The sequence below is a fragment of the Kitasatospora sp. NPDC056446 genome, from assembly GCF_042796115.1.
GTDB lineage: Bacteria > Actinomycetota > Actinomycetes > Streptomycetales > Streptomycetaceae > Kitasatospora.
Map to the genome: position 1 here is coordinate 70,189 of NZ_JBHTRF010000032.1, position 17,828 is coordinate 88,016.

14 protein-coding genes are annotated in these 17,828 nt (G+C 73.3%); 7 read left to right on the forward strand and 7 right to left on the reverse strand.

From position 1 onward, the window contains the following. Positions 1-57 precede the first annotated feature (57 nt). Positions 58-2,337, forward strand: a complete 2,280-nt coding sequence (locus ACFQ6N_RS21230; RefSeq protein ID WP_380651011.1) for an FdhF/YdeP family oxidoreductase — start codon at positions 58-60, stop codon at positions 2,335-2,337. Positions 2,338-2,405: 68 nt separating this feature from the next. Here the strand turns inward: ACFQ6N_RS21230 and ACFQ6N_RS21235 are convergent, their stop codons facing one another. Next, positions 2,406-3,956, reverse strand: a complete 1,551-nt coding sequence (locus ACFQ6N_RS21235; RefSeq protein ID WP_380651014.1) for an NlpC/P60 family protein — start codon at positions 3,954-3,956, stop codon at positions 2,406-2,408. Between the two features lie 333 nt (positions 3,957-4,289). Between ACFQ6N_RS21235 and ACFQ6N_RS21240 the strand changes: the two genes are divergently transcribed. Together ACFQ6N_RS21240 and ACFQ6N_RS21245 are read left to right on the forward strand one after the other, a co-directional pair. Beyond that, complete coding sequence (locus ACFQ6N_RS21240) at positions 4,290-5,480, forward strand: anion permease (RefSeq protein ID WP_380651017.1); 1,191 nt, start codon at positions 4,290-4,292, stop codon at positions 5,478-5,480. Between the two features lie 26 nt (positions 5,481-5,506). Further along, positions 5,507-5,752 (forward strand): hypothetical protein, encoded by a 246-nt coding sequence (locus ACFQ6N_RS21245; RefSeq protein ID WP_380651020.1) that lies wholly within the window; start codon positions 5,507-5,509, stop codon positions 5,750-5,752. Between the two features lie 98 nt (positions 5,753-5,850). Here the strand turns inward: ACFQ6N_RS21245 and ACFQ6N_RS21250 are convergent, their stop codons facing one another. Further along, positions 5,851-7,404 carry an MDR family MFS transporter gene (locus ACFQ6N_RS21250; protein WP_380651023.1) on the reverse strand — a complete coding sequence of 518 codons (1,554 nt, stop codon included), beginning with the start codon at positions 7,402-7,404 and terminating at the stop codon, positions 5,851-5,853. Positions 7,405-7,585: 181 nt separating this feature from the next. Continuing rightward, positions 7,586-8,035, reverse strand: a complete 450-nt coding sequence (locus tag ACFQ6N_RS21255; protein WP_380651026.1) for a MarR family winged helix-turn-helix transcriptional regulator — start codon at positions 8,033-8,035, stop codon at positions 7,586-7,588. A gap of 126 nt (positions 8,036-8,161) precedes the next feature. Here ACFQ6N_RS21255 and ACFQ6N_RS21260 point away from each other — a divergent pair, with 126 nt between their 5' ends. Beyond that, on the forward strand, positions 8,162-9,202 hold the full coding sequence (locus tag ACFQ6N_RS21260) for a DUF3533 domain-containing protein (protein WP_380651028.1): 1,041 nt from the start codon (positions 8,162-8,164) through the stop codon (positions 9,200-9,202). A 112-nt stretch (positions 9,203-9,314) separates the two neighbouring features. Here the strand turns inward: ACFQ6N_RS21260 and ACFQ6N_RS21265 are convergent, their stop codons facing one another. The 4 genes from ACFQ6N_RS21265 to ACFQ6N_RS21280 form a co-directional block, all read right to left on the reverse strand. Beyond that, positions 9,315-10,529: an ROK family protein gene (locus tag ACFQ6N_RS21265; RefSeq protein WP_380651030.1), complete on the reverse strand. Its 1,215-nt coding sequence runs from the start codon at positions 10,527-10,529 to the stop codon at positions 9,315-9,317. A 17-nt stretch (positions 10,530-10,546) separates the two neighbouring features. Next, the gene (locus tag ACFQ6N_RS21270; protein WP_380651032.1) at positions 10,547-11,113 is read right to left on the reverse strand and encodes a GtrA family protein; all 567 of its coding nucleotides are present in this window, start codon (positions 11,111-11,113) and stop codon (positions 10,547-10,549) included. A gap of 46 nt (positions 11,114-11,159) precedes the next feature. After that, positions 11,160-13,601 carry an endopeptidase La gene (lon, locus tag ACFQ6N_RS21275; RefSeq protein WP_380651035.1) on the reverse strand — a complete coding sequence of 814 codons (2,442 nt, stop codon included), beginning with the start codon at positions 13,599-13,601 and terminating at the stop codon, positions 11,160-11,162. A 302-nt stretch (positions 13,602-13,903) separates the two neighbouring features. Further along, the gene (locus ACFQ6N_RS21280) at positions 13,904-14,626 is read right to left on the reverse strand and encodes a rhomboid-like protein (protein WP_380651038.1); all 723 of its coding nucleotides are present in this window, start codon (positions 14,624-14,626) and stop codon (positions 13,904-13,906) included. Between the two features lie 618 nt (positions 14,627-15,244). On the opposite strand from ACFQ6N_RS21280, the gene ACFQ6N_RS21285 reads away from it, so the two are divergent. The 3 genes from ACFQ6N_RS21285 to ACFQ6N_RS21295 form a co-directional block, all read left to right on the forward strand. Next, the gene (locus ACFQ6N_RS21285; protein ID WP_316526322.1) at positions 15,245-15,982 is read left to right on the forward strand and encodes a response regulator transcription factor; all 738 of its coding nucleotides are present in this window, start codon (positions 15,245-15,247) and stop codon (positions 15,980-15,982) included. A gap of 121 nt (positions 15,983-16,103) precedes the next feature. Further along, a complete protein-coding gene (locus ACFQ6N_RS21290) occupies positions 16,104-17,291 on the forward strand; it encodes a sensor histidine kinase (protein WP_380651042.1) in 1,188 nt (395 codons plus the stop codon). A 233-nt stretch (positions 17,292-17,524) separates the two neighbouring features. Further along, positions 17,525-17,828, forward strand: a 304-nt coding sequence (locus tag ACFQ6N_RS21295) for a hypothetical protein (protein ID WP_380651045.1), incomplete at its 3' end; no start/stop codon positions are given.

Sequence of the window (17,828 nt, forward strand, 5' to 3'; positions counted from 1 at the left end):
ACGAAGCGGCGGCCCCGGCGCCACGGCCGGGTCGGAGCAGAGCCGAGGAGAGCGGTCATGGCCAAGCAGGCCCCGCAGAGCGATCCGGCGCAGGACGCCCCCGAGGTGTCCGCGCCCCAGCACGCGGCCGCCGGACTGCCCGCCGTCGGCCACAGCCTGCGGATGGCCACCGAGCAGATGGGCGCCCTGCGCACCCTCGCCACCCTGCGCAAGGTCAACCAGCCGGACGGCTTCGACTGCCCGGGCTGCGCGTGGCCGGAGCCGGAGAAGACGCACACCGCCGAGTTCTGCGAGAACGGCGCCAAGGCCGTCGCCGAGGAGGCCACCGAGCGCCGGATCCGGGCCGAGTTCTTCGCCGCCCACCCGGTCGACGACCTGGCGGGGCGCTCCGGCTACTGGCTCGGGCAGCAGGGCCGGCTGACCGAGCCGATGCTGCTCGACGAGGGCGCCACCCACTACACGCCGGTCTCCTGGGACGACGCCTTCGCGCTGATCGCCGAGGAGCTGCGCGCCCTGGACACCCCGGACGGCGCCGCCTTCTACACCTCCGGCCGCACCAGCAACGAGGCCGCGTTCGCGTACCAGCTGTTCGCCCGCCGGTTCGGCACCAACAACCTGCCGGACTGCTCCAACATGTGCCACGAGTCCTCCGGTTCGGCGCTCACCGAGACGCTCGGCGTCGGCAAGGGCAGCGTCAGCCTCAAGGACCTCTACCAGGCCGACCTGATCATCGTGGCCGGCCAGAACCCGGGCACCAACCACCCCCGGATGCTCTCCGCCCTGGAGCGCGCCAAGCGGGCCGGCGCCACCATCGTCAGCGTCAACCCGCTGCCGGAGGCCGGCCTGGAGCGGTTCAAGAACCCGCAGCACGCCCGCGGGCTGGTCGGCCACGGCACCAAGCTGACCGACCTCTTCCTGCAGATCCGGCTCGGCGGGGACCTTGCGCTGTTCCGCGCGCTCAACCGGATCCTCCTGGAGCAGGACGGCGTCGACCGCGCCTTCGTCGCCGAACACTGCCACGGCTTCGAGGAGTTCGAGGCCCAGGCGCGGCGGACCGAGCGGGACGAGGTGCTCGCCGCGACCGGTCTGCCCTGGGAGCAGATCGAGGAGCTCGGCCGGCTGGTGCTGGGTTCGCAGAAGATCATCGTCTGCTGGGCGATGGGCCTCACCCAGCACAAGCACGCCGTCCCGACCATCCGCGAGGTGGTCAACTTCCTGCTGCTGCGCGGCAACGTCGGCCGCCCCGGGGCCGGCGTCTGCCCGGTGCGCGGGCACAGCAACGTCCAGGGCGACCGGACGATGGGCATCTTCGAACGCCCGGCCAAGGCCTTCCTCGACGCGCTGGAGAACGAGTTCGGCTTCGAGCCGCCGCGCGAGCACGGCCTCGACTCGGTGGACACCATCCGCGCGATGCGCGACGGCCGGGTCGGGGTGTTCTTCGCGATGGGCGGGAACTTCGTCGCGGCCACCCCGGACACCGAGGTCACCGAGGCCGCGATGCGCCGCTGCCGGCTGACCGTCCACGTCTCCACCAAGCTCAACCGCTCGCACGTGGTCACCGGCGCCCGCGCCCTGATCCTGCCGACGCTGGGCCGCACCGACCGGGACGTCACCGGCACCGGCGCCCAGTTCGTCAGCGTCGAGGACTCGATGGGCCAGGTCCACGCCTCGCGCGGCGGCCTGCGCCCGCCCGCCCCCGGCCTGCTCTCCGAGACGGCGATCGTCTGCCGCCTCGCCCGGACCGTCCTCGGCCCGCGGGACACCGTGCCGTGGGAGGACTTCGCCGCCGACTACGACACCCTGCGGGACCGGATCGCCCGTGTCGTCCCGGGCTTCGCGGACTACAACGAGAAGGTCCGCCGCCCCGGCGGCTTCACCCTCCCGCACGGCCCCCGCGACTCCCGCACCTTCCCGACCGCGACCGGCCGGGCCAACTTCACCGTCAACCCGCTGACCGCCCCCGAGGTGCCGCCGGGCCGCCTGCTGCTCCAGACCCTGCGCTCGCACGACCAGTACAACACCACGATCTACGGCCTGGACGACCGCTACCGCGGCATCAAGGGCGGCCGCCGGGTGGTCCTGGTCAACCCGGAGGACGCCGCCGAACTGGGCCTCGCCGAGGGCGGGTACGTGGACCTGGTCGGCGAGTGGAAGGACGGCGTCGAGCGCCGGGCCCCGCACTTCCGCGTCGTCCACTACCCCGTCGCCCGCGGCGGCGCGGCGGCCTACTACCCGGAGACCAACGTCCTGGTCCCGCTGGACTCCACGGCCGACATCAGCAACACGCCCACCTCCAAGGCGGTCGTGATCCGCTTCGAGCCCGACACCGGCGAGTAGGACCCCGCACGGCACGGAGGCCGCCCCGCGTCCCAGGACGCGGGGCGGCCTCCGTGGCGTCGGCCGCGTCAGTGCGTCGGCGAGCCCAGCGGGTGCGTCGAGGTGGCGCTGCCGGGGAGCGTGGCGCTCGCCGAGCCGGTGCCGCTCGGGGTCCCGGCCGGAGTGCCGGTCGGGGTGCCGGTGCCGGTCGGGGCGGGCGGGGCCGGGGTGCCGGTCGGCAGCGGGGTGGTCGGGGTGCCGGTGCCGGTCGGGGTCGGCGTGCCGGTGCCCGACGGGGTGCCCGGGGTGGTCGGCGTCCCCGGGTCGGTCGGGGTGCCGGTGCCGCCGGGCGTGGTCGGCGTGCCGGTGGGCTCGCCCGGGGTGACCGGCGGCGTCGCCGGGCCGCCGGTGGCCGGCGGGGCGGGGACGTGCGGGCTGGGCGCGATCGGCGTGACGGAGTCCCAGCCGGCCGGGAGGTCGGGCACCTTCCAGGCGCCGCCCGCGTCGTCGGCCGCGCCGGACGGGTCGGGGCGGACGGCTCCGAGGATCGCCATCGAGCCGACCGGCGACACCTTGATGAAGGCGCCGGGCCGCGGCGCCTGGACGACCAGCCCGCCGCCGATGTACATCCCGACGTGCGAGGCGTCCTGGAAGTACACCACCAGGTCGCCGGGCCGCAGCTGGTTCAGCGCGACGTGCGGCAGCTGCGCCCACTGCTCCTGGCTGGTGCGCGGGATCGGCTTGCCGGCGTGCAGCCAGGCCTGCGAGGTGAGGCCGGAGCAGTCGTAGGAGTCCGGTCCGGTGCCGCCCCACAGGTACGGCTTGCCGATCTGGGCGAGCGCGAAGGCCACCGCCGCGCGCCCCTGCTGGGAGGGCGTGCGCTCCCCCTTGCCGAGCGCCCCGGAGGCCAGGAAGGCTATCTGGGCCTCGTCGGCCTTCGCCTTCTCCAGCTGCTCCAGCTCGGTGCGCTGGGCGCCGGTCAGCGAGGAGACCGCCTGCTCGACGGCGGCGAGGTCGGTGGCCGCCTTGGCCTTGGCCGCGTCCTGCTGGGCGACCAGCGCCTGGGAGGTCTTCAGCGCCTCCTCGCTCTGCTTCTTGAGGCCGTCGAGCTCGTCCCGGTCGGCCTTCAGCCGGTTCAGGAACTCCGACTGCGAGCGGCTGGCCGTGGCGAGCAGCTCGGCGATGGTGACCGCCTCGTACGGGTCCTTGGAGAGCAGCAGTTCGGCGTACGCGGAGGCGGCGCCGTTGCGGTACTGCGCGGCGGCGAGCTGCGAGGCGATGTCGGTGCCGGTGTCGACCTGCTTCTGCTGGCGGTCCAGCCGGCCCTGGAGGTCGGTGAGCGCGGTCTGCTGCTCGGCGACCTTGGCGACCGTCCCGTTGTACTGCTCGGTGGCGGCCTCGGCGCTCTGGTAGAGCGCGTGCAGCTGGTCGAGCAGCGGGCCGAGGGTGGCCTTGGCGGCGGCGAGCGGGTCCGAGCCGGCGACGACCGTGCCGGCCCCGGGGTCGGGTGCGGCCCAGGCCGCCTGGGTGGCGACGGGCAGTGCGAGTGCGGCGGCCGCGAGAACGGCTCCGCAGCGCAGGGCCGCCCGTACCCAGGGGCGTACGCCTGCCGTCTCCGTTCGCTGTGCAGCCCCGCCCATGGGTTGGTCCTCCCCGCCCCGCGCCCTGTCCCGGCCTCCCGGATCCCGCAGATCCTCCCACGGGTTACTCGCCGGAAACAGGGCGCACGCGGACTGGGAGGTTAATTCTCGATTGACCTGTGAGACAGCTCTCAGCAAACCCGGCCGAACCGGGGCGTTCTTCGCTAATGTCCAGCTCAGCGCAGCCCAGGTCACTTCAGCGAAAGCTCCCGGTCACTCCGGGTCAACCATCGGAACCACGATTCCCGGCCCAGTTAACCTTCCGTTTACCAAGCAGACCTACGGTCGCGACGTCACCAACGTCCGTGCGACAACTACGACGATTGTTTGGGTATGGAACACATCTCGTTCCTGGTAGCCGTTGTGATCATCACGGCGCTCGCCTTCGACTTCACCAACGGGTTCCACGACACCGCCAACGCGGCCGCCACCGCGATCGCGACCGGGGCCCTTCGTCCGAAGGTCGCGGTCACCATCGCGGCCGTCCTCAACTTCGCGGGCGCGTTCCTGTCCGTGAAGGTCGCCACCACCATCTCCGGCGGCATCGTCAACGAGAAGGCCGGGGTCCACCCCGAGATCATCTTCGCCGCACTGGCCGGAGCGATCCTGTGGAACCTGCTGACCTGGCTGCGCGGCCTGCCGTCCAGTTCCTCGCACGCGCTGTACGGCGGCCTGATCGGCGCCACGATCGTCGGTGTCGGCATGAACGGCGTCAACTTCGACACCGTCATCACCAAGATCATCATCCCCGCGGTCGCCTCCCCGTTCGTCGCCGGACTGGCCGCCTGGGGCGCCACCAAGCTGGCCTACGCGATCACCCGCAAGGGCGACCACGCGGCCACCGAGAAGGGCTTCAAGACCGGCCAGATCTTCTCCTCCTCGCTGATCTCGCTGGCGCACGGCACCAACGACGCCCAGAAGACGATGGGCATCATCACCCTGACCCTGGTCTCGGTCGGCGCCCTGCCGCACGGCGCGCTGCCCCCCACCTGGGTGATCGTCTCGGCCGGTGCCGCGATCGCGCTCGGCACCTACATGGGCGGCTGGCGGATCATCCGCTCGATGGGCAAGGGCCTGGCCGACATCCGGCCGCCGCAGGGCTTCGCCTCCGAGTCGGCCGCCGCGACCGTCATCCTGACCTCCTCGCACATGGGCTTCGGCCTCTCCACCACCCAGGTCTGCTCCGGCGGCATCATGGGCGCCGGCCTCGGCGGCCCGAAGGGCGAGCTGCGCTGGAGCCTGGTCCGCCGCATGGTCTACACCTGGGGCCTGACCCTGCCGGCCGCCGGCCTGGTGTCCGGTGGCGCCGCCCTGCTGGCCGAGCAGGGCTCCTGGGGCGTCGCGCTGGTCGGCGTCGTCCTGGTGGCCGGGTCGGCCGCGATGTGGGTGATCTCCCGCCGCCAGCCGGTCGGCGCCGACAACGTCAACGACGTCACCCCGGTCAACGACGTCACCCCGGTCGAGGTCGCACCGACCGCCGCGGCCACCGCCCCCACCCCCGCCTCGACCACGGTCGCGGCCTGAGCGCCGCAGGCTGAGGAGCACTCACCATGCACATCAAGTGGAACGCCCTGGCCCAGACCGCCGGCATCAGCTTCGGCATCACCGTCGCCGTGGTCGCCGTCTTCGCGCTCGGCATCGTGGCACTGTCCCGCCGCGGGGCCGCGCAGACCGCCGCCCGTGAGGGCGCCGGGTCCGCGGGCAGCGGGCTGCCGGCCCTGGTCGGCGCGTACACCTGCTTCGCGGCCTGCGCCGCCGTCGTCGGCTACGGCCTGGTGCTGATCGCCGGCCACTGACGGCCGCCCGCGCGCGGCAACGCAACGGGCCGGGGAGTGCCTTTCGCACTCCCCGGCCCGTTCGCGTATCCCGGCGGCCGGCCGGTCCTCCCGGCCGGTCAGCCCTCCTGGGTGGTCTTCAGCGCGGTCTCCCGGATGAACAGCACGGTGACGAAGGCCAGCGCCGCGAACGGGGCGGCCCAGAGGAAGACGGTGCCGACGCCGTGCCCGAAGGCGTCCGTCACCAGCGGGACGAGCGGGGCCGGCAGCTTGGCCAGGTCCGGGATGCCGCCGCCGGTCGCCGCGTGCCCGGCGGGGATGTGCGCGGCGGCCAGGTTCTGCGCCAGGTAGTCGCCCACCTTGTTGGTCATCAGCGCGCCGAGCGCGGAGACGCCCATCGCGCCGCCCATGGTGCGGAAGAAGGTGACCACCGAGCTGGCCGCGCCGAGCTCGTGCCGGGGCACCGTGTTCTGCACCGCGAGCACCAGGTTCTGGCTGGTCAGGCCGAGGCCGACGCCGGTGATCGCCATGTAGACGGAGAGCAGCACGTAGTCGGTGTCGGCCCGGGCGGTGCCGAGCAGGCCGAAGCCGATCGCGAGCAGCGCCGTACCGGCGACCAGGTAGCCCTTCCACTTGCCGTACTTGGTGATCAGCCGGCCGGCCACGGCGGAGGAGAGCGCCAGGCCGATGATCATCGGCAGGGTCATCAGGCCGGCCATGGTCGGGGACTTGGCGCGGGCCAGCTGGAAGTACTGGCTGAGGAAGGTGGTCGCGCCGTACATCCCGACGCCGACCAGCACGCTGGCGAGGGCGGCCAGGGTGACGGTGCGGTACTTGAAGAGGTCCGGCGGGATGATCGGCTCGGCGGCGCGGCGCTCGACCACGACGGCCAGTGCGCCCAGCAGCAGGCCGCCGCCGACCATGGCCGCGGTCTGCCAGGACACCCAGGCGTAGTTCTTGCCGGCCAGCGTGATCCAGATCATCAGCAGGCTGACCGAGGCGGTGATGACCAGCGCGCCCAGGTAGTCGATCTTCGCCTTGCGCTTGACCACCGGCAGCTTGAGGGTCCGCTGCACCACCAGGATCGCGGCCACCGCGAACGGGATGCCGACGTAGAAGCACCAGCGCCAGCCCAGCCAGGAGGTGTCCACGATGACGCCGCCGATCAGCGGTCCGCCGATGGTGGCGAGCGCGAAGACCGCGCCGAAGTAGCCGCTGTACCGGCCGCGCTCGCGCGGCGGGACCATCGCGGCCAGGCAGATCTGGCCCAGCGCGACGACGCCGCCGGCGCCGATGCCCTGGAGGGCGCGGCAGGCGATCAGCTCGGCGGTGTTCTGCGAGAGCCCGGCCAGCGCGGAGGTGGCGATGTAGATCAGCAGGGCGATCTGCAGCAGCAGCTTCTTGCTGGCGAGGTCGGAGAGCTTGCCCCAGATCGGGGTGGAGGCGGTGAGGGTGAGCAGGGCCGCGGTGATCACCCAGGTGTAGGCGGACTGGCCGCCGTGCAGGTCGGCCAGGATGTGCGGCAGGGCATTGGAGACGACGGTCGAGGAGAGCACGGCCACGAAGAGGCCGAGCAGCAGTCCGGAGAGCGCCTCCATCACCTGCCGGTGGGTCATCTGTTGGTTGTCGACGGCGGCGGCGCTGCCGCCGGCGGCCTCGGTGGTCACGGTCATCTGGGTCCTTCGGCGCTGGCGTGGCGGGATACGCGCATCATGAAATTTCGTTGCCTTAAGCAACCATAAGACCGGATGGTTGAATAAGGCAACTTTCTTCAAGGGCAAGTAAAGGCCCGCACCACGGGCCCCGTCCGCAGCACCACCGCCCCCGGGGGCCGCCCCGCCGAAGGCGCCCCGGTCAGTCGGCCGAGGGCTCCCCCAGCACGTCGTTGAAACGGTGCAGCAGCTCCGCGAACCGCACCACATCGTCCGGCGACCAGCCGCCCATCACCTCGCGCACCCGCCGCATCCGGACGTCCCGGGCCGACAGGAAGCGCCGCCGCCCGTCCTCGGTCAGCGACACCAGCGCGGCCCGGCGGTCCAGCGGGTCCGCCTCCCGGGCCACCAGGCCGAGCTCCTCCAGCGCCCGGATCTGCCGGCTCACCGTCGCCTTGCCCACCGCGAAGTGCACGCCGACGTCCGTCACCCGGACCCGCCCGGCCTGCTCGATGTAGCCGAGCATGCTGTACGCCATGCCCTCCAGCCCGGGGTGCACCCTGCGTGAGAGTTCCGCCACTCTGGCCCGGCCCCGCCGGAACATCAGCGCGACCTCGCGCTCCACCGCCACCAGGGCTTCCTCGTCGCTCACGGCGTCAGTATCGCGCAGCGACGTCACCCGGACGGCGGCGCGGGAGGTGCGACAAGCCAACTACTTCATGGTATGAAGTATCGGTTCTGGAAGATCCGTTTTCCCCCGATACACAAGGAGATGTGGATGGCAGCCCCGGGCCAGGGTTTCGTCGCCGAACTGAAGAGCGCGGTCACCCCTCGCGCGGCACTGCTCGTGATCGGGGTGCTGCTGCTCCAGCTCGGCTTCATCACCTCCTACATCGGGGCGCTGCACAAGCCCGCCCCGCAGCACCTCTCCATCGCGGTGGTCGCCCCGCCGCAGGTCGCCCCCCAGCTGATCGGGGCGCTGGAGGCGGTCCCGAACTCCGCCGTCAAGGCCGTCACCGCGCCGGACGCCGAGACGGCCACCGCGCAGATCAAGGACCAGAAGATCTACGCCGCGTGGGTCGTGAACCCGGCCGGCACCGAGGACACCCTGCTGGTCGGCGGCGCCCGCGGCCCGTCCGCCGCCAAGGCCGCCGAGACCGTCACCACCGCGATCGACAAGACCCAGGGCCGTACGGTCAAGGTCGAGGACGTCGTGCCGCTCGCCAAGGGCGACACCAACGGCCTGTCCTCCTTCTACCTGGTGATCGGCTGGTGCGTCGGCGGCTACCTGGTCGCCTCGATCCTGGGCATCAGCGCCGGCTCCAAGCCGGCCAACACCAACCGGCTGCTGATCCGCCTCGGCGTGCTGGCGCTCTACTCGGTCGCGGCGGGCATCGGCGGCACGGTCATCGCCGGACCGGTGCTGGACGCGCTGCCCGGCTCGATCCTCCAGCTGTCCGCCATCGGCGCCCTGGTGGTCTTCTCCGTCGGCGCGTTCACCATGGCGCTGCAGTGCCTGTTCGGGATCATCGGCATCGGCCTCGCGGTGCTGGTCTTCGTCGTCCTGGGCAACCCCAGCGCGGGCGGGGTCTACCCGGCGCCGATGATGCCGCCGTTCTGGCGGGCCATCGGCTCGGTGATCCCGAACGGCGCCGGCACCAGCGCCACCAAGTCGATCGCCTACTTCGGCTCGACCAACATCGGGATGCCGATCCTGGTCCTGGTGGTCTGGGCGCTGATCGGCATCGGCCTCGCCCTGCTGGCCGTCCTGCGCGGCTCCCGCACCGAGGAGCGCGAGCCCGCGGCGGCCGAGGCCTGAGCCTCCCCGCCCCACCGGGCACCCGCCCCACCGAGCCCCCGGCCCGCCCGCCGGGGGCTCGGCGCGTTCCGGCCGGGCCCGGGCACGTTCCGCCGGGCGCCCCGCACCGGGGTCACCCGCCGGCCAGCGGCCCCGGGTCGGCGACGATGGCGCGCACCACCCGCACCGCCGCACCCAGCAGCGGGCCCCGGCGGCCCAGCCGGGAGACGGCCAGCCGGTCCTGCGACCACGGCCGGACGGTCACCCGGGCGGCCAGCTCGGCCCGCATGGCGGGGAGCAGCCAGGGCGCCAGCCGGGCGTAGCCGCCGCCCAGCACCACCTCGGCCGGGTCCAGCAGGTTGACGGCGCCGGCCGCCGCGATGCCGAGGGCCGTTCCGGCGCCGGCCAGGGCAGCCCGGGCCGCCTCGTCGCCGGCCGCGGCACGGCCGGCGAGCAGCGTCACCCAGTCGCCCCCGGCACCGGTCAGCCGGGCGGCCCGCAGCACCGCCGCCTCGCCCGCGTACTGCTCCAGGCAGCCGTGCGCCCCGCATGCGCAGCGGGGCCCGTCGGGGTGGACCGGCACGTGGCCGAACTCGCCGGCGTAGCCGCGCGCTCCGCGCAGCAGCCGGCCCTCGACCACGATCGCGGCGCCGACCCCGGCCTCGGCGGAGACGTAGAGGAAGTCCTCCGCCCCCTCGCCCAGCCAGCGCTCGGCCAGTCCGCCGAGGTTGGCCTCGTTGTCGGCCGCGACCGGCAGCTCGGCCAGGCCGTCGGCGGCCGGCCGCAGCGCGGCGCGCAGTTCGGCGGCCAGCGGGACGTCCTGCCAGCCCAGGTTGGCGGCGCGCCGCAGCAGGGCGCCGGAGCCGTCGACCAGCCCGGGCACCGCCAGGGTGAGGCCGGCCGGGCGCAGGCCCGCCTCGGCGACGGCCGAGCGCAGCAGCCGGGCGAGGTCGGCCAGCACGGCGGCGGGCTCCCGGCCGCGGTTGTCGGCCTCCTCGCGCCGCCAGGCGCGGACCTCCCCGCGCAGGTCGACCACGCAGGCGCCCAGGTGCCGGACGCCGATCTCGGCGCCGAGGCCGCCGGGGCCGAGCGGGTTGAGTCCGAGCGCGGTACCGGGGCGGCCGACCTTGCCGCTGGGCGCGGCGGGGCCCTCCTCGACCACCAGGCCGCCGGCGATCAGCTGTTCGGCGAGCGAGGAGACCGCGGCCCTGGTCAGCCCGGTCCCGGCGGCCACCTCGGCGCGGGAGCGCGGGCCGCCGGCGATCACCCCGAGCACCAGGGCCAGGTTGGCCCGGCGCATGCCCTGCTGGCTGGCGGGCCCGGTCCGGACGCCGTCCGGCTCGTGCATCAGGCTCACCTCGCCCCTTACGGCACATCCCGTGGCATCTCGGGTGCAGCGTAACCGGGTTCCGGGGCCGCCGCCGCCACCAGGGCGGGTGCGGCCGAGGGGGGTCCGGCGGGCCTGGTGAAGACCCACCGCCGCATCGCCCAGTAGCGGAACAGCATCGCGACGAAGGTGCCGACGACCATGCCGCTGAGGAAGTCCGCGACCTCCTGGCCGAAGGAGCCGACGTACGGCTCCCGCAGGTCCAGGACGTAGCGGGAGAGCGCCAGCGGCACGTCGTTGACGGCGATCGCCACCACGCTGACCAGGACGAACAGCAGGACTTCGCGCTGCCGGCCGCCGGACCGGAAGGCCCAGCGGCGGTTCAGCACGTACGAGACGGCGGTGGTGATCACCGTCGCGACGGTCAGCGCGACCACGGGCTTGTCCGGCAGCACGGTGAACTTGAGCTCGACGTCGATCACCGTGGTGAGCACGAAGCAGGAGCCCCCGACCAGCAGGAACTTCACCAGCCGGCGGTGCCGCACCAGGAACGGCCGCAGCCGGTCCGGCACCCGGGCCAGGGCGCGCTGCGTGGGGGACGGCATCTCCGCAGTCTCGCACGCGGGGATGCCGTCGGCCCCTCGGCGGCGGTCAGGCGGCGACCAGCAGCCCGGCCGGCTCCAGCGCCAGCCTCAGCACCTCCCGCACGTCCGACACCGGGTGGACGGTGAGCCGCTCCAGCACCTCGGCCGGGACGTCGTCCAGGTCGGCCTCGTTGCGCTTGGGGATGATCACCGTGGTGACGCCGGCCCGGTCGGCGGCGAGCAGCTTCTGCTTCACCCCGCCGATCGGCAGCACCCGCCCGGTCAGCGACACCTCGCCCGTCATCGCCACGTCGGTGCGCACCTTGCGGCCGGAGAGCAGCGAGGCGAGCGCCGCGGTCATGGTGATGCCGGCGCTCGGCCCGTCCTTGGGGACGGCTCCGGCCGGGACGTGCAGGTGCACGCCGCGGTCGCGCAGCGAGGTGACCGGCAGCTCCAGCTCGGCACCGCGCGAGCGCAGGTAGGAGAGCGCGATGTGCGCGGACTCCTTCATCACGTCGCCCAGCTGCCCGGTGAGGGTCAGCCCGGTGCCGCCGGTCTCGGCGTCGGCCAGCGAGGCCTCGATGTAGAGGACGTCGCCGCCGGCGCCGGTCACCGCGAGGCCGGTGGCCACGCCGGGGACGGCGGTGCGGCGCTCGGCCGGCTCCTGGGCGGCCTCCGGCACGTGGTGCGGCCGGCCGATCAGCGCGCGCAGGTCCTCCGGGCCGACGGTGGCGGGCAGTTGGCGCTCGCCCAGCTCGGCCTGTGCGGCGATCTTGCGCAGCACCCGGGCGATGGAGCGTTCCAGGCTGCGCACGCCCGCCTCCCTGGTGTACTCCCCGGCGAGCCGGCGCAGCGCCGGCTCGTCCACCGTGGCCTGCCCGCCGCCGAGACCGGCCTTGGCCAGCTGGCGCGGGAGCAGGTGGTCGCGGGCGATGACGACCTTCTCGTCCTCGGTGTAGCCGTCCAGCCGGACCAGCTCCATCCGGTCGAGCAGCGGCTCGGGGATGGCCTCCAGCACGTTGGCGGTGGCGAGGAAGACGACGTCGGAGAGGTCGAGTTCGACCTCCAGGTAGTGGTCCCGGAAGGTGTGGTTCTGTGCCGGGTCCAGCACCTCCAGCAGGGCGGCGGCCGGGTCTCCCCGGTAGTCGGAGCCGACCTTGTCGATCTCGTCGAGCAGGACGACCGGGTTCATCGAGCCTGCCTCCTTGATCGCGCGCACCAGCCGGCCGGGCAGCGCGCCGACGTAGGTGCGCCGGTGGCCGCGGATCTCGGCCTCGTCGCGGACGCCGCCGAGCGACACCCGGACGAAGGTGCGGCCCATGGCGCGGGCCACGGACTCGCCGAGCGAGGTCTTGCCGACGCCGGGCGGGCCGACCAGGGCCAGCACCGCGCCGCCCGCCCGACGCCCGCCGCCGGCCCCGGGCAGCGCCTCGCCCGACCCGTCCGGCCCGGCCTCCTGCTCGGCCCGGCGCTTGCGGACGGCCAGGTACTCGACGATCCGGTCCTTCACGTCGGCCAGGCCGGCGTGGTCGGCGTCCAGCACCGCGCGGGCGCCGGCGATGTCGTACGCGTCCTCGGTGCGCTCGTTCCAGGGCAGCTCCAGGACGGTGTCCAGCCAGGTGCGGATCCAGGAGCCCTCGGGCGACTGGTCGGAAGCCCGCTCCAGCTTGTCGACCTCCTTCAGCGCGGCCTCGCGGACCTTCTCCGGCAGGTCGGCGGCCTCGACCCGGGCGCGGTAGTCGCCCTCCTCGTCGGCCGCGTCGCCGTTCAGCTCGGCCAGCTCCTTGCGGACGGCCTCCAGCTGGCGGCGGAGCAGGAACTCCTTCTGCTGCTTGGCGACGCCCTCCTCGACGTCCTTGCGGATGGTGTCGTTGACCTCCTCCTCGGCGAGGTGGTCGCGCAGCAGGGCCAGCGCGTACTCCAGCCGGGCGACCTGGTCGGCCTCCAGCAGCACCTTGAGCTTCTGCTCGGCGGTGACGAAGGGCGCGTAGCCGATGTTGTCGGCGAGCTCGCCGACGCCCTCGATCTGCGCCACCCGGTCGACGATCTGCCAGGCGCCGCGCCTGCGCAGCCACTGGGTGGACAGCGCCTTGTACTCCTTGACCAGCTCGGCGGCGCGGCCGGCCACCGGGGTGCCCACCGAGGACTCCCGGAACGGCGTGGTCTCCACCCAGAGGGCGGCGCCGGGACCGGTGGTGCCGACGCCGATCCGGACCCGGCGCACGGCGCGCACCAGCGCGACGGGCTGGCCGGCGGTGTCGGGGCCGTCGGCCAGCCGGCCGACCTGCTCCACGGTGGCCAGCGTGCCGGCCGCCGCGTACGAGCCGTCCACCCGTGGGACCAGCAGGACCTGCGGCTTGGCGCCGCCCGCGGCCGCCGCGCGGGCGGCCTCGACCGCCGCGCGCACCTCGGTGTCCTTCAGGTCCAGCGGGACGACCATGCCCGGGAGCACGACCTCGTCGTCGAGCGGCAGCACGGGCAGGGTGAGCGGTGTGGACGTCGATGCCATGATCTCTCCCCAGTCAGTGAAGTTGAGTCGACCTGACTAAGGCCTGACGGGTGCCGAATGTTCCCGGCGCCCGGTTCGCTCTGAGCGAACGGATCGCGGACGGGGAGGGACGGCGGACGCACGGCGGGCGGTCCGTCAAAAAAGCCCTAAGAGAGCACTAAGCGCGCCTCAAGAAATCCTCGGCACACGGAGCTCCCCGGCCCTCGAAGACGCCTCGGCGGCGCCCGTCAAGACGTCGCGGAAAGGTCCGCGGAGGGGTCCACGGAGGCGCCCCCGTACGGGAGGCCCTCGGCGCGCGGCCTTCAGCGCGCGGCCCGCACCCGCGCCGCACCGTGCGCGGGCACCGCGCCGGGCGCCTTCGCGGCGGCCGGACGCGGCCGGGGCGGGCGCCGCTCGGCCCGGCGCAGCCAGCGCCACAGCGCGACCCCGGTGAGCACCGCCGCCGGGTGCCCCACCGCCGTGACCACGTCCTTGTCGGAGGCGATCTGCTCGGCGATCATCAGCCCGGCGCCGCCCAGCGCGAGCAGCCGGCCGCGCCAGGAGAGCAGCCCGGCCACCGCGCCCAGGCAGGCGAGCACCCCGTAGCTGACCCCGATGTCCAGGTGGTCCATCGCCTCGGGCGCCATCCGACCGGTCTCCACGGCGGTGATCACCACTCCCTGCGAGAGCAGCGTGGCCACGACGTGGCCGATCGCGAAGACCATCGCGGCCCGGGCGGATCCGACCTTGCGCTCCAGCGGTGCGAGCGTGAACGCGAATCCCCACAGGTACGGCACCCACGCGTCGCCGGCCACCCAGAAACCACTCAGGACGAGGGCCCGCAAAGGGTGCTGCAGCAGGTTGTGCCCGTCCGAACTGGAGGCTTCCTGCAAGCGCTGGACGAGTTCCGGATGGGCCAGCCCGGCGAAGGTCGTGGTGGCGCCGACGACGGCGAGATATCCCAGGGTGAAAGGGGTCCGACGGGGCGTCGGCACGCGTTCCAGCAGCCATCGCGCGACGCCGGCGCGCATCCCGTGCCGCAGCATTCCGTACGGCACTCCCGCAGGCGCGCATCCCTCGGCACCCTGCCGCGGTCCCGCCATGACGCCTCCGCTCCACGTCGGCGGCCGGCGGCCCCCGCAGGTGCCCAACGCACCGGCGCCCAGCGCGGATTCCGCCCGACCGGGTGTTGTCGTGGCCACGGTACGTCGAGGTTCTGAGAGGCACCTGGGAAAAGCCGGTGAAGACCGTCTGCGCAGCGGAACCCCGGATTCCCGACATTGGTCCAGACCTTCTCTCCATTAACGCGTCAGTAGGGCCTCTGACCGGCGACTTGGCGTCAACTCGACTGCATACGTACCGTTACGCAGAGAAAAATCCCCGGGTAAGGTAGCGGCCCGTGCCCACTCGTGCAGTGGGTCCGCGGGCGGCCCGAACAGCCGGGCCACGGGCCGGAAACGTCCGGTCCACCTGCCGGAAAGCATCCGCTGTCCGTACGCTGCGAAGTGCGCGGGAGAAGTGGACGGCCGACGAATCCGTCCTCGCCTCCCGATCGCGCGACGGGACGGCGGACCCGGCACAGTCCACGACGGAACAAGACTACGAGCGGAGCCCGCCATCCCCACAGGTGGCCGGCCCGCAGCCCTGGGGGCGGTGGCGTGACCGTGACAGAAATTCAGCAGGACAACCACAACACCGGCGGCACTGTGAGCAGCCAGCGCAGAGTGCTGGTGGTGGAGGACGAGCCCACGATCGCCGAGTCGATCGCGGCCCGGCTGGGCGCGGAGGGCTTCAAGGTCGCCGTGGCCCACGACGGCCCCGGCGCGGTCGACGGCTTCCACACCTGGCAGCCGGACCTGGTCGTCCTCGACATCATGCTGCCCGGCTTCGACGGCCTGGAGGTGTGCCGCCGGATCCAGGCCCAGCGACCGGTGCCGGTGCTGATGCTGACCGCGCGCGACGACGAGACGGACCTGCTGGTCGGCCTCGGCGTGGGCGCGGACGACTACATGACCAAGCCGTTCTCGATGCGCGAACTGGCCGCCCGGGTCAACGTGCTGCTGCGCCGCGTCGAGCGCGCCCAGCAGGCGGCCCGCACGCCCGCGCTCGGCAGCCTGCGCTTCGGCGAGCTGGAGATCGACCACGTCCAGCGCCGGGTCCGGCTGGCCGCGGGCGACGTCCACCTGACGCCGACCGAGTTCGACCTGCTCGCCTGCCTGGCGGCCCAGCCGCGCGCGGTGCTCACCCGCGAGCAGCTGCTGGCCGAGGTCTGGGACTGGACCGACGCGTCCGGCACCCGCACCGTGGACAGCCACGTCAAGGCGCTGCGCCGGAAGATCGGGGCCAGCTGGATCCGCACCGTCCACGGTGTCGGGTACGCACTGGAGGCCCCGCTGTCCTGACGGCGGACCTCGGACGACGGGCCGCCGGGGGGCCCGTGTCCGGACGACGCCTGGCGGGAGAAGCTGCGTCGGCACGCAGCGGGACGCACGCGGGGCACGCCCGCGGGGACTATTGGGACCAATGACCTTTCCACAGCAACGCAACGGGGCATCCGCCGGCGCGCGACCGCAGACGCTCGCCGCCCGCGCCGCCAGCCGGGTCTGGGCCGACATCCGGCCGCTCGACCCGGTCCGCTCGATCAAGGGCAAGCTCGCCCTGCTGGTGATCGTCTCCGTTTTCCTGGCCACCGGGATGGTGGTCGTGGCGATCCGGTCCGAGACCCAGATCCGGATCATCATGGTCTTCTCCATGATCGCCTCGCTGCTGTTCATGCAGTTCCTCGCGCACGGGCTGACCGCCCCGCTGCGCGAGATGACGGCCGCCGCCCGGGCGATGGCCTCCGGCGACTACAGCCGCCGGGTCGAGGTGAGCTCCCGCGACGAGATCGGCGAGCTGGCGGCAGCCTTCAACGCGATGGCCGCCGACCTCCAGGCCGCCGACCGGCACCGCCGCGAGCTGGTCGCCAACGTCTCGCACGAGCTGCGCACGCCGATCGCCGCGCTGCGCGCCGTCCTGGAGAACGTGGTCGACGGCGTCGTCCAGCCCAATCCGGCGACCCTCCAGGCGGCCCTGGAGCAGACCGAGCGGCTCGGCCGCCTGGTCACCCACCTGCTCGACCTCTCCAAGATCGACGACGGCGTGGTCGACCTGGACGCCCGCCCCTTCGAGGTGCGCGAGTTCCTGGACGGCGTGCTGCGCGGGGTCACCGTGGACGGCGCGACGGCCGGCGGGGCCTTCTCCCGGCGCGGGGACGTCCGGCTGGCCCTGGAGGTCAGCCCGGTCGGCCTGACCGGTGTGGCGGACCCGGAGCGGCTCCACCAGGTGGTCGCCAACCTGGTCGACAACGCCTGCAAGCACTCCCCGCCCGGCGGCACCGTGACGGTGCGCGCCAGACCCGACGGCGAGCAGGGCGGCCTGCTGCTGGAGGTCCAGGACGAGGGCCCGGGCATCCCGCCCGCGGACCGCACCCGGGTCTTCGAGCGGTTCAGCCGCAGCGGCACCGCGACCGCCTCGGGTGCGGGCGCCGACGGCGGCACCGGCCTGGGCCTGGCCATCGCCCGCTGGGCGGTGGACCTGCACGGCGGACGGATCGCCGTGGCCGAGTCGCCGAGCGGCTGCCGGATCGAGGTCCGCCTACCCGGGCCGCGTCCAGGTGACGGCCGGGACATTTGTCACAGATCCGACACAGCCGCATACGAAGATCGTTAGAGGATTTCCGTAGGGGTTTGTCCGGTTTTGTCCAGACATAAGCGCAGTTCAGCCGCGATCGGTTCCCCTCAGATACGGCTTTCTAACGTACTTTTTCAGCCAAACTGCAGGTCAGGACTGTGATCTGGACGACGCCTGGCCCCCGGGGACTGCGCGATCACTGGTCAGGGGCGTAGCCTTAATCCCCGCTGTCCAAACATCCCAAAAGGAAGCGGAAGAGGGCGGTTGCCGCCGTGTCGCCACAGTCCCCTGAAACCCCCAACAGCTCGGCAAGCTCCACAGGCTTCGGCCCCAATGAGTGGCTCGTCGACGAGATCTACCAGCAGTACCTCCAGGACCCGAACTCGGTCGACCGAGCCTGGTGGGACTTTTTCGCCGACTACAAGCCCGGTACCGAGGTGACCCCAGTGACCCAGGCCGCGACCCAGGCCGGCCCCACGCCGACCCCTGCCGCTGCCCCCGCGCCCGCTGCTGCTCCGGCCGCACCCGCGCCCGCCGCAACCGCCGCCCCGGCCGCTCCGGCCCCGGCCGCCGCAC

What these genes read in the sequence shown, in the direction of transcription:
- ACFQ6N_RS21245 (WP_380651020.1), top strand. Translation starts at nt 5,507, where the DNA reads ATGCACATCAAGTGGAACGCCCTGGCCCAGACCGCCGGCATCAGCTTC.
- ACFQ6N_RS21260 (WP_380651028.1), top strand. Translation starts at nt 8,162, where the DNA reads ATGGCAGCCCCGGGCCAGGGTTTCGTCGCCGAACTGAAGAGCGCGGTC.
- ACFQ6N_RS21270 (WP_380651032.1), bottom strand. Translation starts at nt 11,113, where the DNA reads ATGCCGTCCCCCACGCAGCGCGCCCTGGCCCGGGTGCCGGACCGGCTG.
- ACFQ6N_RS21230 (WP_380651011.1), top strand. Translation starts at nt 58, where the DNA reads ATGGCCAAGCAGGCCCCGCAGAGCGATCCGGCGCAGGACGCCCCCGAG.
- ACFQ6N_RS21280 (WP_380651038.1), bottom strand. Translation starts at nt 14,626, where the DNA reads ATGCTGCGGCACGGGATGCGCGCCGGCGTCGCGCGATGGCTGCTGGAA.
- ACFQ6N_RS21290 (WP_380651042.1), top strand. Translation starts at nt 16,104, where the DNA reads ATGACCTTTCCACAGCAACGCAACGGGGCATCCGCCGGCGCGCGACCG.
- ACFQ6N_RS21235 (WP_380651014.1), bottom strand. Translation starts at nt 3,956, where the DNA reads ATGGGCGGGGCTGCACAGCGAACGGAGACGGCAGGCGTACGCCCCTGG.
- ACFQ6N_RS21250 (WP_380651023.1), bottom strand. Translation starts at nt 7,404, where the DNA reads ATGACCGTGACCACCGAGGCCGCCGGCGGCAGCGCCGCCGCCGTCGAC.
- ACFQ6N_RS21240 (WP_380651017.1), top strand. Translation starts at nt 4,290, where the DNA reads ATGGAACACATCTCGTTCCTGGTAGCCGTTGTGATCATCACGGCGCTC.
- lon (WP_380651035.1), bottom strand. Translation starts at nt 13,601, where the DNA reads ATGGCATCGACGTCCACACCGCTCACCCTGCCCGTGCTGCCGCTCGAC.
- ACFQ6N_RS21265 (WP_380651030.1), bottom strand. Translation starts at nt 10,529, where the DNA reads ATGCACGAGCCGGACGGCGTCCGGACCGGGCCCGCCAGCCAGCAGGGC.